General features: G+C 52.5%; 24 protein-coding genes. 20 read left to right on the top strand and 4 right to left on the bottom strand.

Annotated features, from left to right (window positions below; translation table 11 throughout):
* The first annotated feature begins 208 nt into the window (after positions 1 to 208).
* From IAE30_RS14060 to IAE30_RS14045, 4 genes are all read left to right on the top strand, one after another.
* Positions 209 to 1,408: a M20 family metallopeptidase gene (locus tag IAE30_RS14060; RefSeq protein ID WP_038646103.1), complete on the top strand. Its 1,200-nt coding sequence runs from the start codon at positions 209 to 211 to the stop codon at positions 1,406 to 1,408.
* Positions 1,409 to 1,419: 11 nt separating this feature from the next.
* Positions 1,420 to 2,724 carry an NtaA/DmoA family FMN-dependent monooxygenase gene (locus IAE30_RS14055; RefSeq protein WP_038646105.1) on the top strand — a complete coding sequence of 435 codons (1,305 nt, stop codon included), beginning with the start codon at positions 1,420 to 1,422 and terminating at the stop codon, positions 2,722 to 2,724.
* Between the two features lie 170 nt (positions 2,725 to 2,894).
* Positions 2,895 to 3,248, top strand: coding sequence for a type II toxin-antitoxin system RelE/ParE family toxin (locus IAE30_RS14050; RefSeq protein ID WP_038646106.1), 354 nt, complete (start codon positions 2,895 to 2,897; stop codon positions 3,246 to 3,248).
* 4 nt (positions 3,249 to 3,252) lie between these two features.
* The gene (locus IAE30_RS14045; RefSeq protein ID WP_038646107.1) at positions 3,253 to 3,555 is read left to right on the top strand and encodes a helix-turn-helix domain-containing protein; all 303 of its coding nucleotides are present in this window, start codon (positions 3,253 to 3,255) and stop codon (positions 3,553 to 3,555) included.
* 335 nt (positions 3,556 to 3,890) lie between these two features.
* Here the strand turns inward: IAE30_RS14045 and IAE30_RS14040 are convergent, their stop codons facing one another.
* Together IAE30_RS14040 and IAE30_RS14035 are read right to left on the bottom strand one after the other, a co-directional pair.
* Positions 3,891 to 4,073 (bottom strand): hypothetical protein, encoded by a 183-nt coding sequence (locus IAE30_RS14040; protein ID WP_038646109.1) that lies wholly within the window; start codon positions 4,071 to 4,073, stop codon positions 3,891 to 3,893.
* Between the two features lie 690 nt (positions 4,074 to 4,763).
* Positions 4,764 to 4,910 carry a hypothetical protein gene (locus IAE30_RS14035; protein WP_200680188.1) on the bottom strand — a complete coding sequence of 49 codons (147 nt, stop codon included), beginning with the start codon at positions 4,908 to 4,910 and terminating at the stop codon, positions 4,764 to 4,766.
* A gap of 868 nt (positions 4,911 to 5,778) precedes the next feature.
* Between IAE30_RS14035 and IAE30_RS14030 the strand changes: the two genes are divergently transcribed.
* The 11 genes from IAE30_RS14030 (at position 5,779) to IAE30_RS13980 (ending at position 17,965) form a co-directional block, all read left to right on the top strand.
* Complete coding sequence (locus IAE30_RS14030; protein ID WP_038646118.1) at positions 5,779 to 6,366, top strand: hypothetical protein; 588 nt, start codon at positions 5,779 to 5,781, stop codon at positions 6,364 to 6,366.
* 23 nt (positions 6,367 to 6,389) lie between these two features.
* Positions 6,390 to 6,884, top strand: coding sequence for a type VI secretion system lipoprotein TssJ (tssJ, locus tag IAE30_RS14025; protein WP_156102785.1), 495 nt, complete (start codon positions 6,390 to 6,392; stop codon positions 6,882 to 6,884).
* 9 nt (positions 6,885 to 6,893) lie between these two features.
* Positions 6,894 to 8,234, top strand: a complete 1,341-nt coding sequence (tssK, locus tag IAE30_RS14020) for a type VI secretion system baseplate subunit TssK (protein WP_038646123.1) — start codon at positions 6,894 to 6,896, stop codon at positions 8,232 to 8,234.
* A 16-nt stretch (positions 8,235 to 8,250) separates the two neighbouring features.
* Positions 8,251 to 9,492, top strand: coding sequence for a DotU family type VI secretion system protein (locus IAE30_RS14015; protein ID WP_081946721.1), 1,242 nt, complete (start codon positions 8,251 to 8,253; stop codon positions 9,490 to 9,492).
* A 3-nt stretch (positions 9,493 to 9,495) separates the two neighbouring features.
* A complete protein-coding gene (gene tssM / locus IAE30_RS14010) occupies positions 9,496 to 13,122 on the top strand; it encodes a type VI secretion system membrane subunit TssM (protein WP_200680187.1) in 3,627 nt (1,208 codons plus the stop codon).
* A gap of 14 nt (positions 13,123 to 13,136) precedes the next feature.
* Positions 13,137 to 13,847: a type VI secretion system-associated protein TagF gene (tagF, locus tag IAE30_RS14005; protein ID WP_038646127.1), complete on the top strand. Its 711-nt coding sequence runs from the start codon at positions 13,137 to 13,139 to the stop codon at positions 13,845 to 13,847.
* Positions 13,848 to 13,858: 11 nt separating this feature from the next.
* Positions 13,859 to 14,869: a type VI secretion system protein TssA gene (tssA, locus tag IAE30_RS14000; protein WP_200680186.1), complete on the top strand. Its 1,011-nt coding sequence runs from the start codon at positions 13,859 to 13,861 to the stop codon at positions 14,867 to 14,869.
* 71 nt (positions 14,870 to 14,940) lie between these two features.
* A complete protein-coding gene (gene tssB / locus IAE30_RS13995; protein ID WP_045813586.1) occupies positions 14,941 to 15,471 on the top strand; it encodes a type VI secretion system contractile sheath small subunit in 531 nt (176 codons plus the stop codon).
* Positions 15,471 to 16,967, top strand: a complete 1,497-nt coding sequence (gene tssC, locus IAE30_RS13990; RefSeq protein WP_097116743.1) for a type VI secretion system contractile sheath large subunit — start codon at positions 15,471 to 15,473, stop codon at positions 16,965 to 16,967. Before tssB ends, tssC begins: the two co-directional genes overlap by 1 nt.
* A gap of 19 nt (positions 16,968 to 16,986) precedes the next feature.
* Positions 16,987 to 17,760 (top strand): hypothetical protein, encoded by a 774-nt coding sequence (locus IAE30_RS13985; protein ID WP_234472763.1) that lies wholly within the window; start codon positions 16,987 to 16,989, stop codon positions 17,758 to 17,760.
* On the top strand, positions 17,753 to 17,965 hold the full coding sequence (locus IAE30_RS13980) for a hypothetical protein (RefSeq protein ID WP_038646137.1): 213 nt from the start codon (positions 17,753 to 17,755) through the stop codon (positions 17,963 to 17,965). The genes IAE30_RS13985 and IAE30_RS13980 overlap by 8 nt, the downstream gene beginning before the upstream one ends.
* Here the strand turns inward: IAE30_RS13980 and IAE30_RS13975 are convergent.
* The gene (locus IAE30_RS13975; protein WP_038646139.1) at positions 17,958 to 18,176 is read right to left on the bottom strand and encodes a hypothetical protein; all 219 of its coding nucleotides are present in this window, start codon (positions 18,174 to 18,176) and stop codon (positions 17,958 to 17,960) included. The genes IAE30_RS13980 and IAE30_RS13975 overlap by 8 nt on opposite strands.
* Before the next feature lie 320 nt (positions 18,177 to 18,496).
* On the opposite strand from IAE30_RS13975, the gene IAE30_RS13970 reads away from it, so the two are divergent.
* Both IAE30_RS13970 and IAE30_RS13965 read left to right on the top strand, forming a co-directional pair.
* Positions 18,497 to 18,979: a type VI secretion system tube protein Hcp gene (locus IAE30_RS13970; protein ID WP_038646141.1), complete on the top strand. Its 483-nt coding sequence runs from the start codon at positions 18,497 to 18,499 to the stop codon at positions 18,977 to 18,979.
* 257 nt (positions 18,980 to 19,236) lie between these two features.
* Positions 19,237 to 19,632 carry a lysozyme inhibitor LprI family protein gene (locus tag IAE30_RS13965; RefSeq protein WP_038646144.1) on the top strand — a complete coding sequence of 132 codons (396 nt, stop codon included), beginning with the start codon at positions 19,237 to 19,239 and terminating at the stop codon, positions 19,630 to 19,632.
* A 6-nt stretch (positions 19,633 to 19,638) separates the two neighbouring features.
* Here IAE30_RS13965 and IAE30_RS13960 read toward each other — a convergent pair whose 3' ends face one another.
* Complete coding sequence (locus tag IAE30_RS13960; protein WP_038646146.1) at positions 19,639 to 19,851, bottom strand: hypothetical protein; 213 nt, start codon at positions 19,849 to 19,851, stop codon at positions 19,639 to 19,641.
* A gap of 79 nt (positions 19,852 to 19,930) precedes the next feature.
* On the opposite strand from IAE30_RS13960, the gene tagH reads away from it, so the two are divergent.
* Genes tagH through IAE30_RS13945 form a run of 3 tightly spaced genes read left to right on the top strand, consistent with a single transcriptional unit; the run spans position 19,931 to position 23,500 of the window.
* Entirely contained in the window at positions 19,931 to 21,730 is a 1,800-nt protein-coding gene (gene tagH, locus IAE30_RS13955; protein WP_200680185.1) for a type VI secretion system-associated FHA domain protein TagH, read from the top strand.
* Positions 21,727 to 22,518: a PP2C family serine/threonine-protein phosphatase gene (locus IAE30_RS13950; protein WP_038646150.1), complete on the top strand. Its 792-nt coding sequence runs from the start codon at positions 21,727 to 21,729 to the stop codon at positions 22,516 to 22,518. The genes tagH and IAE30_RS13950 overlap by 4 nt, the downstream gene beginning before the upstream one ends.
* A 10-nt stretch (positions 22,519 to 22,528) precedes the next feature.
* Complete coding sequence (locus tag IAE30_RS13945; protein WP_200680183.1) at positions 22,529 to 23,500, top strand: hypothetical protein; 972 nt, start codon at positions 22,529 to 22,531, stop codon at positions 23,498 to 23,500.
* The last annotated feature ends 2 nt before the right edge of the window (positions 23,501 to 23,502 follow it).

Genomic DNA, 23,502 nt, shown 5'->3' with positions numbered 1-23,502 from the left:
TTCACGGTGCAGCCTTCAGGCCGCCCAATTCGGGCGTGCCAGGACACGCCGTTGCGAAATAACTGTAACGGCGCAATTTATTACGTATTTTTGTCACAAATCAGTTGTGCCTTTTCCCGCAATCCTTATCACTATTTCTTGATAAACATCAGCAGGTAACGCGCTTAGAGTGAGGGCATTCGATTGCCTTGATTCAGGAGACTTCGTTATGCCGCTGAACACCCTTCAGCTCACGCTGGAAACCCATATCGAACAGCACAACGCCGCGTATATTGCAGTGGCGAAATCGATCTTTGCTAAGCCGGAAACCGGTAACAACGAATACTTTGCCAGTGAGCAGTTGACGCGATTGCTTACTGAGCAGGGCTTTAAAGTGACGCGCAACGTTGCGGGTCATGAGACCGCGTTCTACGCGGTGAAAGCCAGCAGTAAGCCGGGACCAACCGTTGCCTTCCTGGCAGAATACGATGCGCTGATCGGCATCGGCCATGCCTGCGGACACAACCTGATCGGCACCACCAGCGTCGCGGCAGCTATTACGCTGTCTCAGGTGCTGGAACAAACCGGCGGTCGTGTCGTGGTGTTAGGGACGCCAGCGGAAGAGGGCGGGCTGGCGGGTCCCGGCGGACCCAAAGGCAATGTGAAGAAGCGTTTTGTCGAAGCCGGGCTACTCGATGACGTCGATGTGGCGCTGATGGTGCATCCCTCAGGTAAAACGCGCCTCACCGAATCGACGCTGGCGAACAATCATCTCTACTTCCATTTCTATGGCAAACCTTCGCACGCAGCCGGTGCGCCGCATGAAGGTATTAATGCGCTGGATGCGCTGGTGCTGCTGTACAACGGCATCAGTGTTTTGCGCCAGCAGTTGCCGGATGGCGTACGCGTGCACGGAATTATCACTAATGGCGGCCAGGCACCGAACGTCATTCCGGAATACGCTTCGGCGCACTACTACATTCGTGCCGATAGCCGCGAGGTGGTGGAGTCCCTTGAACCTAAGCTAAGAGCGATCGCAGAAGGGGTGGCGCTGGCGACGGGAGCTCGCGTAGAGATAGACCATCAAATTGGTCCGCGTGATTTCAAACTCAATCCCGCACTGGATGCCTTGTTGCTGCAGGAGTTTCGTGCGGCGGGTGAGCAGGTCGATCTCTCGCCGCAGCGCAATAAAGTCTCAACCGATGCCGGGGACATCAGCCATGCGGTGCCCACGGCGCACCCCTGGCTGAAAATCGGCCCGGATGATCTGATTTTTCATACCGTGCCGTTCCGTGAAGCTGCCAACTCGGAACGCGGCTATCAGGCGTTGCTGATTGGCGCTCGCGTGCTGGCACGCACCGGGTTACGTCTGCTGATTGATGCAGACGCACTTCAGGCCGTTCAGGCCGATTTCATCCGCCAGGCCTAAAGGAGATTAGGGTGTCGCAAACGTATCGTCGCAAACTCAAAACATTAGTGGGTGCCAGCAGTGTGATCTCCGCGGGCAATGACAACCAACCTGGCGTGGGGATCACGCGTGCTATTGAACTGGCGAAAATCGCGGAGCGCGAGAAAATCACCGGCCTGTTCACCGCTGATTTGCTGCAGGCTGATCCGGCCGGTTTAGCGGGTACGACGGGCACGCAGGACCCGCTTATCGCATTAGCGGCGTTAAGTCAGGTGACGTCGCAGATTGGCCTGATCGCCACTGTCAGCACAAGTTGGCTACACCCTTATAATCTGGCACGTCAGGTCGCCACGTTAGACCATATCAGCGGCGGCAGAGCAGGCTGGAATGCGGTGACATCCTCGGTCGGTGAGGAGAATTTTGGTGAAGGTCAGCTGCCACCGCCACAGGAACGCTATGCACGCGCCACCGAGTTTATCGAAGTGATGAACGCGCTGTATGACGCCAATGAACGGGCGGCAGTACAGCGCACGGCAAGCGGTGGCATTCGCCTTGACCCTCGCAAACTGCATCCTATCCATTATCGTGGTGACTTTTTCCAGGTCGCCGGCCCACTGAATGTCCCGCCGCCCCCGCAGCGTCGCCCCGTCCAGTTTCAGGCCGGGCAATCTGAGGCTGGTGTCACGCTGGGTGCGCGCTACGCCGAGGTGATCTACACCTCGCAGCCCACCTTTGAAGCGGCACAGACGTTTGTGGCTGTTGTGCAGCAGCGTGCGCGACGTTTTGGCCGGGAGCATAACCCACCGCTGATCATGAACTCATTCCATTCCATCATTGGTGAGAGCGATGCGGACGTAGCACGCCGCTTACGCGACAAACATGACCGCATTAATTATGAACAGGGCCGATTGCGTGTCGCGGATATGTTGGGCGGCGAGGTGAATCTGACAGAAGTGCCGCTTGATCAGCCCCTGCCAGCTGCTTTAATTCCACCGCTGGAGCAGGTGCATCGCCGGCAGGGACGAGCCGCCATTTTTCGCCAATATGCGCTGGAAGGGTTGACGCTACGTGAGCTGATTATTAAAGCAGAAGAGACGGGACACTGGTTTGTCGCGGGTACGCCAGAGCAACTCGCCGATGCTATTGAACAGCGTTATCAGGCGGGCGTACTTGACGTGATTTCCCTGCACGGCCTGGGGAGCCCAGACCAGCAAGATTTGCTGTTAAACGGACTGCTTCCCGAACTGCGTCGCCGTAACCTGCTGGATAGCGACTATCAAGGCAGCGATTTCCGCAGCAGCCTGGAGCTGGCACCTTTACCGCCTGCCGTGGATTAGCGTTTTCGTTGATGAGGGCCACGCCCGCTCAGGACAACTGAGCGGGCATTTTTTTTGGAATCTCTATCGACACGTCATTACAGATAAAGTGCCTGATTTGCCCTACTTCGCCACACTGATTATCGTCTTTAACCTATATAGCATTTGACCTATATCGACAGAAGCGTATCATGTGGCAGATAGTAACAACGGACACTTTTGATGATTGGCTGGTGGCGCAAGATGACACTGCCCGAGCATGCGTCTTGTCTGCATTAATTGTATTGCAGCAAGCAGGCCCAGCGTTATGCAGGCCTTACGCTGACACCCTAAAAGGCTCTCGTTTTAGCAATATGAAAGAGCTTCGTATTCAAAGCATAGGTGTTCCTATCCGGGCTTTTTACGCATTTGATCCCTGGCGCAGCGGTGTAGTGCTTTGCACAGGTCATAAGAGTGGCAATGAAAAGCGTTTTTATGCCGGGCTGATCCCGCTCGCAGATAAAGAATTCATGCATCATCTTCAACGCGAAGAGAGAAAGGAGTAACGGTATGGGCAGAACACTTGAACAAATTCTTGCAGCTGAGAGGCCGGAAGTGGTGGCTGAAGCTAACGCCATGGCTGAAGAAGTCTTACTGAATATCCACCTTGCTGAATTGCGTGAAAGAGTAAAAAAAACTCAAGTGGAGATCGCGCAACAATTAAATATTAAACAGCCTACGGTTGCAGGAATGGAGAAACCCGGCCGGGATTTAAAACTCTCGACGCTTAAGCGTTATGTTGAAGCTGCAGGAGGAAAACTCCGCCTTAACATTGAGCTTCCCGATGGCTCGCATTACGAGTTTGTCGTTTAAACCCCATTTGTGTCCCACCATCCGTGAAAAAACAGTGCGTTCACGCGCATGTAAACCGACTCACTTCTCCTGTCTTGCTTCTTTACTCACGAACAAATCACTAAATCGACAACTGGCGTATAAAAAACTCAAAATGATCAAATCACCCTGAATCTTTCATTTTGGCTCCTCTGACTGGGAGCATTATTGCCGAAGTCTGGTCAGAAGGGATTTGTGCAAGCGGTGCTTGCACAATTACCCTGAAACCATCAGCTTCCCTGCTTAACAAACTCAACAGTCAGTTAAAACGGGGCGGGTATCTGCCAAAGCTAAGACTTCCTTCGTATCCGTTGCAATTAGCTTTTTTGCAAACAAAAAGCCCGCTCAGGTTTCCCTGAGCGGGCTTCTCTAAATATGGCTCCTCTGACTGGGATCGCCTTAGCCAGTAACTGGCTAATAAATAAGCTAAACCTGAATAGTAGTTCTGTCAAGACCACCATAATGACCACCACTTGTTGTTGGTTACATAAATCTGGCATGGGGACTTCCACTGCATGGGATGATCATTCATCAGATGGCTGCAACATTAGCAGGCACAAGTTAAGCTACTCGGCTATGTCACCGGTAATGATTGATTCAATGCTTAATGCCATTGGCTATACTTTGCTGACGATGCTGGTTTCTGGCCTGGTTTGAAGGGGTTAACGGGTTCAACTGGTTTAACTGGTTGCCGGGTCGCCATTGGGTTTGATTATAGTGGTGACCAGCTCCGGTGGCATTGCCGAGCAACGGCTGATTGAACATGTGTTGAGGATCATTATCAACGGATTTCGATCCTACCATTTAATATTCTACTGGTGGCGCTGATTCCTTTTACGCGTTTTCTGGTTGGCACGTCGCTTGGAACCTGAGCAGCGATTGTTCCACTGTTGATCACCGCGACGCTTTATTTTGCCCGCGTGGCGAACGTGTCATTGCGCGAGGAGGATCGTGGTTTGATTGATGCCGTACGTATCATGGTGGTCAGCTAATTGCGTATCGTCTGGGAAATGTTGGTACCGGAAGCGTTACCGGGCATTCTGGCAGGACTCGTTATGACATTAGTGGCGCTGGTCGGGGCATCCGCGATGGCCGGGGCAATTTGTGCCGGAGGCAGGGTGTTCTCGCGAGTCGTTATGGCTATCAGCGGTTTGAAACTAATGTGATGCTGGCGGTAATCACGGGGTTGATCATTCTGGTGTGCGGAATTCAATGGCTGGGCGATCGTCTGGTGCTAAAGTGGATAAAACGTCATTAGTGACGATTTCCCTGTAAAGGCGCGGTTTATCGCGCCATTTTTTATCTTTCTTCCGTTCATTCCTGCCTGAACCATCCATTCATTTCATTTCCTTTACATTCATGCCGGGCGTTTCTGTCTAAGATGCAGGCGAAATTCTGCGATAAACGGACAAAATATCCGCTTCGTAATGTTTTTTAAGTATAAAAACCTGACCTGTCATGGTTAACCCAAATTGAGTAAACACTTCTTTAATCAGTGCCACTTTGTTTGTGAATTTTTATGAATTTTTAATGGATGGTTTTTTATCTTAAGTGGTAATTTTCTTATGTATTCTATGTTTTTTTTGAGAAGAATCTGATTTCATTAGCGCAAGGCGTGGTGAGTTTCCATTAAATGCATTTGTTAAGCAATGTTTATGTATTTTTTCTAAGGGGAGCGGACGTTGATATTTTGTCAGGCTTATGTAAATCTTTCGCGGATGTAAATACATGGATGATTATTTGTACTCGCGAGCGGATTTAACTGAGCTCGTGCGGTAGCTATGGAGCTACAAGTTGATCTTAAATTATTGATTTAGATCGATTACAATCCATCTTTCTCGCGATTAATATTCGTCACGACTTTTGCACCCTGATTGAGTGGTTTCATATGGCAGGGTGGATTTCAGACCAGGAATGTCATTAGTAAATCTTGTGAACGCTGCTTTACCCTATTTTTGTTGCAAATATTGATCACTTTGATGAATGTTTTAGTTGCAGCTTAAAATCCTTCCTGGTCTTGCGCTCCCTTTTATTGCATCTGAATTACATAATTTGTATTGATCAATCTTAAATTGATATTTGATCTAAAGGTTCCAAAAAAATCCTAGAGACAAAATATCAAATGGTCCTGAATGCATAGGCTTGTCCCTGCATTTAGTGATTTGTTTTGCTAACAACCGGCCAATGGCCATTTTTTAGAGATTAATGGAACTAAACATGAAGAAAATGGTGAATCTCCGCATCGCGTTAAGCCTGCTGTTTGTCTTTGCTATGGCAGGTTGTAAAGCGCCACCGCAAATCACTGATGACATGCTTGAAACCAGCACCGTTGACGGTGTGGCACTGGTCCACCGCCATGCAGTTGTGCCGCCGGCCCAGTTCAGCCCGATCAACGAAACCTATCGTGCGCTCTACCCGACCTCGGTTATGACCCGTCCTGATTTTGGCGGCAAAGTGGTGACTACCCTGGAAACCGGAGGAACCTACACCGTGCTCGGCACCGTAGAGAACAATTGGCTGGCGATTGGCGAACTGGCTCAGCAGGCAGAAGCCGCCCCGGCAGACGGCCAGAAAACTACTGATGCAAAAGCCGCAGCCGCACCAGCCGCTGCCCAGCTCACCGGTTATGTGCCGTTCCGTGCGTTGGTGAAAAGCGATCTTTATGACCAAACCCTGAAAGCTGACCAGCCTAAACGCCGTGTACGCAGTGCGAAGAAAAAGACCTGTGTCTCGGTCGATGGCGACAGCAAAGCCTGCCAGAACGGTAACAGCGGTACCTGGATCATTAACTAAGTGCGCTGAACATGGAGGGAAAGGTGAGGGTGATAATCCGTCTGAAAAAGTGGTGTTTTCCGCTGTTCGCCTTGCTACTGGCTGCATGCAGTGGCGGGCAGCCTTCAGTGGCGCGTTACAACCTGCATTTCCAGGCGCACCCGCAAATCAATTCGGGTGCGCCGCTAAAAGTTCGGGTGATGCTATTAACCTCTGACGCCGCATTTATGTCTGCAGATTTCTATTCTATGCAAAATCAGCCGGCTACGGTGCTGGGCAATTCACTGTTGAACAATCAAGAGTTCTTCCTCAGGGCAGGGCAGTTAAGCAACACGCTCAGTGGCAAAAGCCTCGATCAAGCGCGCTTCATCGGCATCATGGCGGAATACCAGACATTGGACAGAAAAGTCTGGCGTCTGGCGCTGCCCTTCCCGGATGGGAATGACAGTGCGTTCTGGCAATTCTGGAAAAGTCATGATGGCGAGCTGGATGCCAACATCGTTGTCGATATCAATGGCCTGCGCCTGGTTAAGCAGTAAAGGATGATTATGAACAGAGCCGAAAAGGTGGTGTGGACGGAGGGGATGTTTCTGCGGCCACATCACTTCCAGCAGTCGGAAAATTTTCTGCACAGTACCTTACGTGAATGGGGGCAGTCCCAGCGCGTCTACACCTGGGGTTTTTTTGATGTTGAATTTGATGAGGCGCTGTTGCGTCAGGGCAAGCTGGCTTTAAATACGGCCAGCGGCTGCCTGCCGGACGGCACCTTTTTTGCTTTCAGCCAGCCTCAGCAGGGACCGGCTCCGTTGGATCTGCCAGACAATGTCGATCGGGCAAAAGTGGTGCTGGCGATCCCGACGCGACGCAATGGACGTGAGGCTGTGACCTTTCAGGATTCACAAGACTCACTGGCGCGTTATCTGGCATGGGAAAGCGAGGTGGAAGATGACAACGCAATGGCGGTGGGGGCAGCCACGGTTCAATTCGGCAAACTGCGCCTGCGCCTGATGCTGGAGCAGGATCTCACCGCAGAATGGACGGCGATGGGAGTAGCGCGCGTGGTTGAAAAGCGTAGCGATAATCACCTGCGTCTCGATAACGATTACATCCCGCCGATGCTGACCCTGACCGGGAGTCACGGGCTGCAAAGTATGATGAACGATCTGCATGGCCTGATTCTGCAACGCAGCCAGCAACTGAGTCAGCGCACACCGGGCACCGGTCGTTTTAACAGCGCCGATATGGTTGATTTCATGCTGCTGGCCTTATTAAACCGGCAGTTGGGTCTGCATGCGCATCTGCAAAGCCTACCGTTGCTGCATCCTGAATCCCTATATTGCCACTGGCTACAACTGGCGTCAGAGTTGTGCACCTGGTCACCCGCGCGCACGCCGGATGTGTTTCCGCGTTATGACCATGACGATCTGTATGGCTGCTTTACGCGCTTGACCCTGCAACTGCGGCAGGCGTTGTCGCAGGTGATGGAGGAGAGCGCCATTCAACTGCCTCTGACCCAGCGCTCACATGGATTGAATGTGGCAACGGTGCCGGAAAGCAGCATGGTGCGCGAATTTGGCTTCGTGCTGGCGGTAAAAGCCAACGTGCCTGTCGATGCATTAAAAACCCATTTCCCTGCGCAGATGAAAGTCGCCCCTGTCACCAAAATTCGCGATCTGGTGCAACTTCAGTTGCCTGGCTTGTCTCTGATCAGTATGCCGGGTGCGCCACCGCAAATTCCATGGCATGCCGGGTATAGCTACTTTGAACTGGATAAAAACAGTGAGTTGTGGAAGGAGATGGAACGATCAGGCGCCTTTGCGCTTCATCTCGCCGGAGAATTTCCTGGCCTGAATATGGAGTTCTGGGCCATTCGCAGTCAGTCAGAATAATCAAAACTGAGCACGCATGATGCAGCCACAACAGAAATCGAATAGCGATGTCGCACAGCCCGACGTGAGCCACCAGAATGCGTTGGTGGCAGCGGCTAACCCGCTGATTAACGCCATCCCGCAGATCCGGCACTCCGTTTCCCATGACGATCCCGCACGTCTGCGTCAGCAATTGATAGACCAGATCCGTCACTTTGAACTGCGTTGTCAGCAGTCGGGCCTGAGTTATGAAGTGATCATCGGTGCGCGTTATTGCCTGTGCACCGCACTGGATGAAGCCGCCGCGCTGACGCCCTGGGGTAGCCGAGGCGTCTGGACCAGCAAAGGTTTGCTGGTCACTTTTCATAATGAAACCTGGGGCGGAGAGAAATTTTTCCAGTTGCTGGCAAAACTGTCGCAGAATCCGCGTCAGCATATCCTGTTACTGGAATTGATCTACTTTTGCCTGCTGCTCGGTTTTGAAGGGCGCTATCGGGTACTGGACAATGGGCGCTCGCAGCTGGAAACCATCAAACAACGACTGTTGCAGATGATCAAAAGCGTACGCGGCAGCTATGCGGCGGCGCTGTCGTTGCATCCGACCGATCAACCGGTGTTGCGCAAGTTATGGCGTCCGATGATCCCGCTGTGGGCCTGCGCTGCAGTGGCCGCGCTCGGTGCCTGTCTGTTCTATATCGTTCTCAACTGGCGGCTGGGGGATTACACCACGCCAGTGCTGGCCAACATTTACCAAACTTCATTACCGGAAATGCAGATTCGTCATCCGGCACCGCCGCCACCGGCTGCGCTCAATCTGAAAACGTTCCTCAAACCGGAAATTGATGCTGGCCTGGTCGTGGTGCGGGATGAAGCCGATCAAAGCGTCGTGACGCTAAAAGGGGATGGCTTGTTTACCTCCGGCGCAACCACGGTGCGGGGCCGTTATGAAGCGGTTATCGAACGTATTGCGGCGGCGATGAATAACGTCAGCGGCAAGATTCTGGTGGTGGGTTACAGCGATAACGTACCGATCCGCAGCGCCCGTTTTGCTTCCAACTATGAACTCTCGCTGGCACGTGCCCAGACGGTTCAGAGCTTGCTGCAAAAGCAATTGACCCAACCGGCACGCGTGAAAGCTGAAGGGCGTGGCGAGAGCAATCCAATTGTGCCAAATACCAGTGCTGAGAACCGTGCGCGTAACCGTCGTGTGGAGATTACGCTGCTGGTGGCGCCGGATGCGACGCTAGCTGAACTCAACGGCCTGGCGAGAGGGAACTAATCCATGCTGAATATGCTTTTTGCCGTGCTGACCAGCCGCCTCGCCTGGGGTTTTGTCGGTATCACGGCGCTATCATTTATCATCTGGGTGATTGGCCCGGTGTTCTCGATTGTCGATTCGCGGCCGCTTGAACCTGAGCAGAATCGCGTGATCAGTATTGCCTTGCTGTATCTGGTGTGGGGTTTGAGCCAGGCGATTCCTCGCCTCTACAACATGTGGCTCAACCGTAAACTGATGTCGAGCCTGGAAACCCGCCCGAGTGGCGAATCTGAACAGGACAGAAAATGCCTCACCAACGAGGAGCAAGTGCTGGCGAGCCGTTTTGGCGAAGCGACGGAGATGCTGAAAAAAGCGCATTTCCAGCGTCATAACAGCAAAGGGACGCCGTTTTGGGCACAGCGTTTCAGCCGTCAGTATCTCTACCAATTGCCGTGGTACATGATCATCGGCGCTCCGGGGGCCGGTAAAACGACTGCGCTGGTCAATTCGGGTCTGCAATTCCCGCTGGCGGATAAGTTTGGTAAGGCCGCGCTGCGGGGTATCGGGGGCACGCGCAACTGCGACTGGTGGTTTACCAATGATGCTGTGCTGCTGGACACCGCCGGACGCTATGCTACTCAGGAGAGCCAACAGGAGCGTGATGCCAGTGAGTGGCACCACTTTCTGGCGTTGCTCTGCAAATATCGTGGTCGCCAGCCGATCAATGGTGTCATCGTCACCCTGAGCGTGGCGGATCTACTTAGTCAGACGCCGGAAGCCTTGCGCAATCAGGCCCTCACTTTACGTCAGCGTCTAATGGAGCTGCACGACCGCCTCGGTATTCGTTTCCCGGTCTACGTGCTGGTTACCAAAGCGGACTTGTTGAAAGGGTTTCGCAGCTATTTTGCCGGGCTGGATAAAACCCAGCGCGAACAGATATGGGGCTTCACCTTTCCCTGGGCGCAGGCGTCTACGGCCGATTTCGAACTGAGTGGCAAGTTCCAGCAGGAGTATTCGCTGCTGCAACAACGTCTGGATGCCGGGCTAGCCGATACCTTGCTGGCTGAAAGCGATGCCCAGTCGCGCGCGGATAGTTATCTGTTCCCGCAGGAGTTTGCCGCATTACGTCCGTTGCTGGCCGAAGCACTGGAGACCTTATTCGCCCGCTCCGATTTTGAAACCCAGTTCGCTCCGCGCGGTATCTACTTTGCCAGTGGTACCCAGGAAGGACTGCCGTTTGACCGCGTGATGGGGGAGTTAACCCGCGCGTTGCATTTGCCGGGACAACAGAACGGTGAATCAGGTCGCTGGGATCAGGTTGGCAAAGATGCACCCATCCCCCCGACCAAAGGGCAAAGCTTTTTCCTGAAAGACATGCTGGAAGATGTGGTATTTCAGGAATCCGGCCTGGCAGCCAGCAATCGCTGGTGGGAACTGCGCAATCGTGCGGGATTATGGTCCGGCTATCTGGCGCTTTTGGTCATTGTGGTCGTTGCAGGGGCGTTGTGGCTAACCAGTTACAGTAAAAATAAAACCTATTTACAGGAGATGGCAGCAAAGACGCCGCAAGTTGAGCAACTTGGCGAACAACTGCAACGCCAGGGTAATGGCGATTTGTTTGCGCTAGTGCCTTACCTCAATACGCTGTTGCATCTGCCGGAGAGCAAAGACTTCTCATTGCAGGAACCACCGCTAACGCGTCGTATGTGGTTATACCGTGGCATTGAAGTAAGTGACGCCAGCCAGGCACTTTACAGCAAAGCGTTGAAGCAATTGTTGCTGCCGCAGGTGGCACAAAACATCACCCGCTGGCTGCGTAATGACAACGGCAGTGATGCGGATTACAGCTACGAGGCGCTGAAGGCGTATCAGATGCTGTATCAACCCAAGCATTATGACGGCAAGTTCCTGCAAGCCTGGCTGATGCTGAATATCTCGCGTGAGCTACCGCAGAACGTGACCCAGCAGGAAGTCAAACAGCTGGCGTGGCATCTGCAACAGTTGCTGGAAACGCAAATCCAATCCTCGCCTTATGCGCAGGATGATGCGCTGGTAAAGCGCGAGCAGGCGCTGATTAATCAGATGCCGCTATCACAGCGCGTCTACGGACGCCTGAAGCGCCTGCTACAACGTGATGGCAGCTTACCTACGGTTACCCTCGCCGCGCTCGGTGGCCCGCAAAGCGAACTGGTGTTCTCACGTAAAAGTGGAAAGTCGGTTAACGATGGCGTCGCAGGCCTGTATACCCCGGACGGATACTGGCAGCACGTTGATAAGCAAATTGCGCCGGTAACTCAGGCACTGTATCAGGACGATCGCTGGGTATTGGGCGGCACCACGCAACAGGAAAACAGCCAACAGACCGACTTAGCGGTGCGCCAGCTCTATATGCAGGATTACATTCGTCAGTGGGAACAATTCCTCAGCGATATTCAGCTCAATAACAGCGCTGATCTGGCACAGCGTATTAACACCGCTCGTTTACTTTCCGGCAACCACTCACCATTGCGCCAGTTGGTTATCAACCTGAGTAAAGTGTTGACGCTGACGCGTCCGATAACAGATGACAAAGCAGCACAAACCGCGCCGCCAGCGTCAGACAATAGCGCTACCCGCACCTTGCAGGCATTATTTAGTGCGCCGAAGGCCAGTGCGGCACAGAACGAAGCGAATCCGGCACCAGAACAGGTAGTGGGTGCGCACTTTGCCTCGATTATCGAACTGGCGCAGCCGTTACAGCAGGGCAGTAAAGTGCTGGCGGTGGATGATTTTCTGCACCAGATTGACGATCTCTATCGTTACCTGACCGCGGTGCAAGATGCGGCTAACAGCGGTATGCCACCGCCATCGAGTGATGCCATTAGCCGCGTACAGGCCAGTGCGGGTCGTTTACCTGGTACATTACAAAACATGGTTTCCAGCATGGCGGTGGGGGCCAGTTCAGACGCCCAGCGTCGCGATATGGATAACGTACGCAAACGTATCCAGATGGAGGTGGGCAGTTTCTGTCAGCAGGCTATCGCCGGACGTTATCCGCTGGTGCGCAATGGTAGCAACGAAGTGACTCCCGATGACCTGGCACGCATGTTTGCGCCGGGAAGCGGCCTGATGGACAGCTTCTTCCGTGACAATCTGGCGAGCAAAGTTGATACCACCCACGCGGCCTGGCGTTTCACACCCGGGATTGATGGCAAAACCTTGCCGGGTGGTGAAGCGTTGCTGCGTCCGTTCCAGCAGTCGCAGTCAATTCGCGATGCGTTCTTTACCAATGGCGCGACCACGCCATCTTTTCGCGTCACACTGCGCACGGTAAAAATGGATAACGAAATCCTCACCCTGACGCTGGATGTCGATGGGCAGATCCTGCGCTACAGCCATGGCCCACAGGCGGTACAAATGGTCAGTTGGCCGGGGCCTGGTGGCACCAGTCAAGTGCGTATGCAGCTTGGCTTAACTAATGGTACCACCTCCACGCTGGTCACCAGTGGTCCCTGGGCGCTGAATCGCTTTTTCGATCGCGCCCGGCTGACACAGTCCGGCGGCCTGACGCGCGAAGCCAACTTTAACGTGGAAGGACATCAGGTCACGCTGTCATTTACCCCCGGCAGCATTCGCAACCCGTTCCAGCTTCCCGCTTTTAGCTGTCCCTGAATCGGAGCCTTACGATGACGCAATACGCAGCACCCGGCTGGTACGGCAAACTCCCCAGTGCGGGGGACTTTGTTAAGCGACGCATTCCCGACAGCTTGCTACGGCAATGGTCACACTGGTTTCAGGTGGGGTTACACCACTGGCAAACCAGTGCCGAAGGGGAGAATGCGCCTTCGCGAGCGTTTCTCAGCGCTCCAGTATGGAATTTTGTCGTGCCACCGATGCTCGGCAGCCAACTGGTGCAGATGGGGAGCCTGACCGCTTCACGCGATAGCGTTGGCCGCCACTATCCGCTGTGCGCCCTGCGCCACTTCAGCCCGACAGAATGGTCGCCTGCCATGCTGGGCTATGCGGGCGACTGGTATCAACAGGTCGGCAACACACTACTGCGTGTGGTGCGCGACGGCAGTAGCCCGGAACAGTTGGATCAGGCTTTGCTCAGCATTCCTCTGCCGCAGCAGCCAGAGGAGGAGGCATCAGAGATTCTGGCGATTATTGGTGAAGGGAGCAGCGTGTCGAACCTGAGCTGGCAACTGCCTGCCGACATCTTTGATCCCCAGTTTTACACCAGTTTCTGGTGGACCAATCAAAGCGACGGCTTCCCGTTATACACCCATGTGCATAGTGGCAACTTCACCGCCCAGTTATTTTCGCTGCTGTTTGACCCGGCAGGCGGTGCGAAGCCCGGACGAAATGGACTTTACCCCCCGATGTTTGAATCCTGAGGTGCAACCGCATGACTATTAATCTCGACGCGTTGCTGGCGCCGATCGGTAATGATGACCCTTGCGGCGACAACCTGGAATATCACGCTGATTTTCAGGCGATGGAGCAGGCCAGCGCGGGTAAAGCTGAGCAACAGTTTGGTGAAACCATTATCCCGGCTGAGCCAGCTGACTGGAACCGGGTAGAAAAGCTGGCGACGGAATTGCTGAGCCGCAGCAAAGATTTACGCGTGATGCTGGCCCTCACCCAGGCGTGGACCCATCTTAATGGCCTGCCAGGCTATGCGCAGGGGCTGGAACTGATTGAAAAAGCACTATTGCGTTACTGGGAACCGCTCTGGCCACGGCTGGAAGAGGACGGCGAACAGGATCCGTTCTATCGCATCAATGCGCTGGCACTGCTTGAAGACGCTTCTGCGTTAACGGCAGCCGTGCGCCAGGCCTGGCTGTTACGTCAAGCCTCGGACGGTATCACGCTTCGTGATGCAATCGCCCTGTGTGATGGCAGCAAATTAGAGACACCTGACTACCCAGGCGGGATGGCGCGTCTGCGCGACGAACTGGCGCAGCAGGGGCAACCCGCCGCTGCCACCTTGCAACACATCTATCAATACCTGCAAAGCCTGCACGCGCTGCTCGCCGAACGTCTCGGGGAAAGCGCGGTGCCTGATATGACGCAGTTGCAGAAAAGTTTTGCCTTGCTGGTCAGCCTGACGCAATCCGCAAACTCAGCGGAGGCACTGCCAGATGCTGCTGATGATCAGCCCGCAGACGTGCCAGCATCTAAGGCGACTCGTAATGCGCCAGACTGGCGGACAGTACAGCTTACCAGCCGCGCGGATGCCCAATTGATGCTGGAAAAGGTGAAGCAATACTTCGCCCAGCATGAGCCAAGCCATCCGGCGCCGTTAATGATTGACCGCGTACAGCGGCTGGTCGAACTCGATTTTATGGACATCATCCGCGATCTGGCACCGGACGGCGTTCATCAGTTGCAAAACATCTTCGGACGCCACGACTAACGCCGCGTTCCTCATTTCATCACGCAGTGACACCTGCGCGCCTTAACCGCGCATCATTTATGGAGAAAATCATGGCCACTATGAAATCCAGCGGGCAGAAATTTATTGCCCGCAATCGCGCGCCCCGCGTTCAAATTGAATATGACGTGGAGATTTATGGTGCGGAACGCAAAATCCAGCTGCCGTTCGTGATGGGCGTGCTGGCAGACCTCGCTGGCAAGCCACTGGAACCGCAGGCTGCTGTTGATGATCGTAAATTCCTTGAAATCGATATTGATAATTTTGACGAGCGCATGAAGGCGATGAAACCGCGTGCGGCGTTTCAGGTTGAAAACACCCTGACGGGTGAGGGAAAACTCAATGTCGAACTGACCTTTGAAAGCATGGATGACTTTTCACCTGATGCGATTGCACGCCACGTTGAGCCATTAAACAAGCTGCTTGAAGCACGTACCCAGCTTGCTAACCTGTTGACCTATATGGATGGCAAAAACGGCGCGGAAGAGTTGATTGGCAAAATTCTGCATGACCCGACGCTATTGCAGGCGCTGACGCATCTGCCAAAGCAAGCCGACGTAGCAGAAGGTAAGGAGGAAGAATGATGAGCGAGAAATTGCAACAGCAGGCGGAAAGCGCATCCAGCTTCAGCCAGGATGAATTCAGCGCGCTTCTCAGTAAAGAGTTTCGTCCGAAGAACGATCAGGCGCGGGAAGCGGTTGAAAACGCGGTCAAAACTCTGGCCCAGCAAGCGCTGGAGAACAGCGTTACCATTTCCAACGACTCGTACCGCACTATCCAGTCACTGATCGCTGAAATTGACGAGAAATTATCGGCGCAGGTTAACCAGATTATTCACCACCAGGATTTCCAAAAACTGGAAAGCGCGTGGCGTGGCCTGAGTTATCTGGTGAACAACACCGAAACCGATGAGATGCTTAAAATTCGCTTTATGAGTATTTCCAAGCAGGAGCTGGGACGTACCCTGAAACGTTACAAAGGTGTGGGCTGGGATCGCAGCCCGCTGTTCAAGAAAATCTATGAGCAGGAATACGGCCAGTTTGGTGGCGAACCTTTCGGTTGCCTGGTCGGTGATTACTACTTTGATCATGGCCCACAGGATGTGGAGTTGCTGGGAGAGATGGCACGTATTGGCGCAGCGGCACACTGTCCGTTTATTACCGGTGCGGCACCCGAAGTCATGCAGATGGAGTCATGGCAGGAACTAGCGAATCCACGCGATTTGACCAAGATTTTCCAGAACACTGAATATGCTGCCTGGCGCAGTCTGCGTGAATCAGAGGATTCACGTTATCTCGGCCTGGTGATGCCACGTTTCCTTGCTCGTCTGCCATACGGTATCCGTACTAATCCGGTGGACAGTTATGATTTTGAAGAGCAAACGGATGGCTCTGATCATGGCAATTACGCCTGGAGTAACGCCGCCTATGCGATGGCAGCCAACATCAACCGTTCCTTCAAAGAGTACGGCTGGTGCACCTCAATCCGTGGTGTGGAATCGGGCGGGGCGGTAGAAAACTTACCGTGCCATACCTTCCCGAGTGACGATGGTGGTGTGGACATGAAATGTCCAACTGAGATCGCCATCAGCGATCGTCGTGAAGCGGAGCTGGCGAAAAACGGTTTTATGCCACTGGTACATCGTAAAAATTCGGACTTCGCGGCCTTTATTGGTGCGCAGTCATTGCAGAAACCGGCGGAATACCACGATGCCGACGCTACCGCCAATGCGCGTCTGGCGGCGCGTCTGCCGTATATGTTTGCCTGCTGCCGCTTTGCTCACTATTTGAAGTGCATTGTGCGTGACAAAATCGGCTCATTCCGTGAGCGCGATGAGATGGAGCGTTGGCTGAATGATTGGGTGATGAACTATGTCGATGGTGACCCGGCCAACTCCTCGCAGGAAACCAAATCACGCAAACCGCTTGCCGCAGCCGAGGTGAACGTTGAGGAGCAGGAAGACAATCCGGGTTATTACGCGGCGAAATTCTTCCTACGTCCGCATTATCAACTGGAAGGTCTGACGGTATCGCTGCGTCTGGTATCGAAACTGCCTTCGCTGAAAAATGACAATACGTAAGTTTTAATAAGGATGTGCGATGCCTGAGTTTTACCAAGCAGAACACATCCTGAAACTTATAGGATGTCAGGCGCTAAATGGCTTTGCGCCTGATGTCTTCTGGAATCATCGCTGTTTAAAAAGGATTCGGGATATGGATTCGCCGAAAAGTATTGCTGATGGCATGCTGGCCCTGTTCAATACCAAAAAGAAATCGGATGTTGAGACGTTTATGGTGAGTGCGCTGAGTGGATTTGCCGCTATTCCAGGTGATCTCTATGCGCTGACCAAAGACTTTCTTGATAGTGACCATCGCTGGGATAACGAAACGGATCGCATCCGCTTGATCAGCCTGCTGAAGAAGGGAGCGACAAGTGATGATCTGCGCAAGTTGATAAAACTCGTGGTTGAGCAATATTTTAAACGGCTTAGCGAAGAGCAGTTAGAAAAATTACTGGTAAAAATGGGTGGTAGTGCAGCGGGATCTTTTGCTTTTAAATACCTGTTTGTTAATGAGATTGTGTCACGATTCTTTATCCGGGTCATCCCTAAGTTTCTTTTTAGCGCGGGGATGACAGGGATCATCACCATTGGTGCTTCTGTTTCAAGGTCAATCTATACCTCGCGGGATTTGATGAAAAAGAATAAGGAGGTCTATGCCATGTTGCGCGGTGCAGGTGATCTCGATTTACTCTATTTTCTGCTACAAGATAATATTGACCCTTGGCTGGATGCGATTGCACTACAACAGAATAATTCGCCACTGGCGCAAGAGGTGTTTTCGAACTTTCTGGAAGGAATACGTGATGTTTAAAAAAACAGCTCTCTATATCATGAGCCTTTTGCTGACCTTTTTGTCTGCGCTGATTTTAATAACATGTGTAGGTTATTATATTCTGTTCTTTGACTGGGATATCTCTTTGGTGGGGAAAGTTATCAACGCAGTTCTGATAATTATTTCAATAACTGCGTCAATTGCAATCTATGCAGTAGCCGAAAAGTTAAAGCGAACTAATTAAACGGTCTTTTGTGTACTCTTTTATATAAAATAAAAATAATAGCGATGCAGAGCGCTGCAAAGATAATTTTACCGGCAATGATTCCGGTGGAATCGGCATTAAAGTTTTCATAACGAGAAACCAGAACTATCGATTCGATAATATCTGCGATTGAATAGAGTGAGAGCAGCGATAACACTAATATCAGGGATGCTGAGATGACCTTTTTCATATTCGTTCCTTCGGTAAACTTTTGATACGCTGTGCTACTATAGACTATCTGTCAGGTCGCTGTCCATGAAATGAGTGCGTGAAGTTCGGGCATGCAAAAGGGAATCAGGTTTTCAATATATATATCGATTTAAAAACGCATACAAGTTTTTGTCGGATATAAATTCGGCAATACGTTATCTGAAATATTGTTTACGACACTGTTTCAGAAGCAAGGCAAAGGTAAAATATGGACTGTTTTATTCAGCCCCATGCTTTTCTTTTTGCCATATCCTTGCTTTTTTTAAAGCAACAATCTCAATCAATTAAGAGAGAAAGATAATGGCTATTGATATGTTTATGAAGGTCGACGGCGTTACCGGCGAGTCTAAAGACTCAAACCACACTGGCTGGACCGATATTACCTCTTTCTCATGGGGAGCTACTCAACCAGGCAATATGTCTGTTGGCGGTGGCGGCGGTGCGGGTAAGGTTAATTTCAACGATCTGCACGTCAATGCACTGATCGATAAATCCACCACTGCGCTACTGAAGAACTGCGCCAGCGGTAAGCATCTCACGAAAGTCGAACTCTCTATCTGTAAAGCGGGTGGCACTCAGGTTGAATATGCTCGCATTACACTGGAAGACGTGCTGGTAACTAATGTGAACTATAATGGCTCTGACAATGGCGATACGCTGGGAATGAGCTATTCTTTCCAGGCCTCTAAAGTTAAGCAGCAGTATTGGGAGCAGAGCTCTTCTGGTGGTAAAGGTGCAGAAAGCAGCTCAGGCTGGAACATTAAAGAAAACAAAGAAGCGTAATATTATTTATTTTTTAACTCTGCAGTAATTTGTAGCGGCGCGATTTAGTTTCTTTTCAAAGGTGCGCGATAAATCGCGCCGCTACAATGTTATGGGGCTTAAAGCGGGTATTGGTGTTTACTATGATAATAGTACGACGGAAAAATTCCAGAACTCCTCGCTGAAATCTATTGCTGAATTACGCAAGGCCTATCTAAAGTAAAACTCAGCGGTCTTCATAAGGACGCTGAAAAATTTTAAACGATAAGGACGTTGGTATGAAAAAGGGAATCATTGTCTTTCTGTTTATCGGTGTGTTACAGAATTACGCTAATGCAGAGGATGTTTGCGGCAAAGCTGTGAATGATGGTGAGGTTTTCTCCTGCTTTAAATCCGCAAAACAGACAGCAGAAAAAACGTTAAATGAAGAGTATCTCGCAACAAAGAATAGAATCGCGGCTGAGTATTCCGCTTCACCGGCAGCTTTGCAAAGCTATACGTTAACCTTAACCGAGTCACAGCGCGGCTGGCTAAAGTATCGCGATGGTCAATGTAACCTTGAGTCTTTTATGGCTGAGAAAGGAACCGTTACTTACGATGCGCTTAAGGATAAATGCATTGCCAGAGTTGACCTGGAACGTGTTGAGCAACTTAAATCGATTCCTTATGAATAATTATTGCTAATTACTTCTTCTTGCTGACTCCTGTTTGGGGGCCGCTGCTTGTAATAAACTCAAGACAAATAAAATTTCTAATTGTTTAATTATTATATCTTCTCTCTCATCTTTTTTTGATAAATCCCACATTCTGTAGTGAAGCGATTTATCGCGCAGTTTTAAACTAATAATCAACCAGCTAAAAAGAGCGCGATAAATCGCGCCGTAGCCCATCATAAAAACGCTTCCTATATTCCGCCTCTTTCACGAGAGAGGCGCGATATAGATGCCGAACAGCCAACCGCAGGAATCCGTTATGCGCTTTACGATAATAACGACTAAACCCGGCCATCAGCCGCCGCAGACTCTCTTTGACTTCTTACCTCCCGGCGGCACCATTGGTCGTGGGGTGGATAACAATCTGGTATTACCTGATGATGACCGTACCATTTCCCGATTACAGGCCATTGTGCATATTACTGCTGACGGTGAATGTCGTCTGACCAACCGTGGTAATGTCACTCGCGTGCTTCTTAACGATATTCCGCTGGAACGTGGGCGTCAGGTGGAATTGCAGGACGGCGATATTATTGGCATTGATGATTATCAGTTGCTGGTTAACGATACTCACGCCGCATCGTCTGCCAGCGTGGTCGCTAAGCCAGCCGCCAAAGCGGCAATCATTGTCGATGAGCCAGCCACAGCGGTGAGCAGCACTGCCGCAATCCCCAGTGAGATCTGGGACAGCCTGGCGAAAGAATTTTCCATCTCTGACGATTTATCGCAACGTAAAAAACCTGCGCCAGCGTCATCCGAAGCTCATCCGCTGACTGCTCCCGCTGCCGCCGAACGTAATCCGGAAAATCCACTGGCTGCGCTGATTAGTGATGCGCCACTGGATATCGGCCAACAGCCGACTCATCGCAGTTTGTTTGATGAAGAGGATGCGTTGTTTGCCCAGGACAGCATTTTTGATGATGCGACCCCGAGCGCGCTGGTCGGGCAGAAGAGTGTTGCGGCCTCTGCACCGGTTGAGAAGCAGCCTGATGAGCTGGATCCTCTTAGTCTGTTTGGCTGCCAGAATACCCCCGATCCCCGCCATCACGATGACCCACTAGGTTTAATGATGAGCGGGGCGGTTCCGCTGGCGCAACCCGAAGTACCGCCGCTGCCAGAAGTTGAACCAGAACCAGAACCAGAACCAGAGCTAAAGCCAGCTTCGGTCGCGCCTGACGCCGTTGATCTGGCTGAACTTAGCAGCTCGCCATTATTTGATGATACCGACACGGCGCCTGCGCCAATAGTGGCTGAAGAAGCTGAAGAAGCTGAAGAACCGACCGAAACCAGCCCGACACCGCTTGAATATGGTGGTATCACCTTGCCGACGCCGCAGGCGGTGCAGCGTACTCCATCACCAACCCCGAAAGGGCGTCTGCGCATTGATCCGGTGGCGTCTCACAGCCAGCGCGAGGCGGCGGCTCAAAGCAGTGGTGATGCGCTGAAAGGTGAGTTACTGGATGCCTTGCTGGAAGGAATGGGTCTACAGGATTTGCAGCCCACGCCGCAGTTCGATTGCGATCAGATGCGCCAGTTTGGCCAGATGCTCAGCATGTTCTCGCAGGGTACCGTCGCATTGCTCTCATCACGTTCCATTCTCAAGCGTGGCGTAAAAGCAGATATGACGGTGATCCTCGACGATGCCAATAACCCGTTCAAACTGCTGCCCTCTGGCAAAACCGTGCTGATGCAGATGTTTGGTAGCCGGATGCCCGGCTTTATGCCGCCGCGCCAGGCGGTACGTGATGCGCTGATCGATCTTCAGGCGCACCAGTTAGGGATGATCGCCGGTATCCGCGCCATCATCGCTTCTATGCTGCAATCCTTTAATCCTGATCAGCTAGAAGCAGAAGCGCGCGAGGCAGGTTCCGTATCTCGCCTTGGTCTGCCGGGGAGCCGTAAAGCGGCGTTGTGGGAGCATTTTGTCGAGCGCTACGGCGAAACTGCTGGCGAGATCGAAGATGACTTTCACACCCTGTTTGGCGAAGCTTTCCTGCACGCCTACGACATGGAAGTTAATCAGTATAAAGATTCACAAACCCACACGGATGACGCATGAATATCACTATTGCTTCCACGTCGAATCAGGGCGACCGCGCCAGCAATCAGGATCAGACCGGTGAGATTATCGGTGAACGTTCAGCCTGCTTTGTCGTCTGTGACGGCGTGGCCGGTTTCCCGGGTGGAGACGTCGCTGCCACTATCGCCCGCAGCAGTTTAATGGAGACGTTTAACGGCGAAACCCATCTGAATGCGCAGTCGATACGTAACTATGTCAATCACGCGAATCACTCCATCCGTCAGCAACAAAAGGCCAGCAGCGAGCACAGCCGGATGGGCACAACACTGGTGAGCCTGTTTATCGATCGTGATTACGGCCTGGCTTACTGGGCACACGCCGGTGACAGTCGCCTTTATCTGTTTCGACGCGGTTATCTCTTCCACGTCACCACTGACCACAGCCTGGTGCAGCAAATGAAAGATGCCGGGCATCAGACCGAGGGCATCAACACCAATTTGCTCTATTTCGCGCTCGGTATGGGCGACGAGCAGCGTGATGCCAGCTACAGCGATGTGGTGGCGATTGAGGACGGTGATGCCTTTCTCCTGTGTACCGACGGCTTCTGGCATGGGGTCACGCTGGAACAGATGCAGCAGTCACTGCATATGGTCAACACGCCGCAAGAGTGGCTCACGCTGATGCAGCAAATCATTAAAAACGAACAACCGGAACAGGGGCAGCAGGACAACTTTAGTGCGCTAGCCGTGTGGGTTGGTTCACCTCAGGACACCACCTTACTGCACTCGCTCTCAGATGCGGCGCAGTTTTTCCCTCTTCGCGATTGAGAACGCCAACATGAAATATGGATTATTGGGGCTTGCTGCGCTGCTACTGAGTACACAGGCCTTGGCTGAGAACTACCGCATTGTGCAGTCCCCGGCACAGAAACTGGATGTCTGGATCGATGACGTCAAAGATAACCAGCTGGCGAGTTGGTGTCAGAAGAGTGTGGATCTACGCATCGTCAGCAAAGGTGAAAAAAGTGCCAGCGTGCTGGATGGCTTCCTGCCGCGTGTCGCCGGGTTAATGGCGTCGCAGTGCAAATCGCTGCAACAACTGCACTGGCAATTGCAGGATGCAGAAGGTAATGCACTGGCAGAAGGTACTGCTAAGCGCACGAAAGATTGGCAGCCGGTGGTTACCCCGCCACCGCAGGCGGCGATCCCAACACCTCAGGTAGCCACCCCGACACCGACTATCAGTTCACCGCCTGCGGACACCACGCCCTGGCAGCAATTCAGTCTGTTGGATGGCTGCCACTTCCGCACCTGGTGGCAGCAACCGGCTCAATCCAGCGCCATCTTTGTGCCGACAAAGCAGGGGCTGGTGTGTGGCAAGGATGGCTGGTTGAGCGGCAACAGCAACCTGACACAGATGGGTAACGGGGCCACAAAATCAGTGGCTGTGAGCTTTTTACAAGGTTTCCCGATTGCCGGTTTAAGCAGCGGGCAGTCGACCAGCGAACTGACCATCACCACCGTCAACCGTGAACGTATGGTGCTGGCTAATGAGAAATCCCCGGAAAGCTGGTTGGTACTGCCGTTCAGTAGCCAATTTAATGGCTGGCAGGCACCGGACCAGGTGGTAGTGCAGATGCACGCAAGCGATGCGGCCGATGAAAGCGCGCTGCGTGCCCGCTTGCAGGAAGTGCGTAAAGTCTGGTCGCCGTGGTTGAAAAGTGCCGCGCCGCTGAAAGTAGAACTGGTGGAGCAACTGCATCCGGAATTGAAAGATCCGGCCGCAGCCGCTTACCGCACCCTTAACTAGCG

This window comes from Pantoea sp. S61 (assembly GCF_016625145.1).
In the GTDB taxonomy this organism is placed as follows: Bacteria; Pseudomonadota; Gammaproteobacteria; order Enterobacterales; family Enterobacteriaceae; genus Pantoea; species Pantoea rwandensis_B.
The sequence above is the reverse complement of the archived record's forward strand: the minus strand, read 5'-3'. Positions and strand labels throughout refer to the sequence as shown.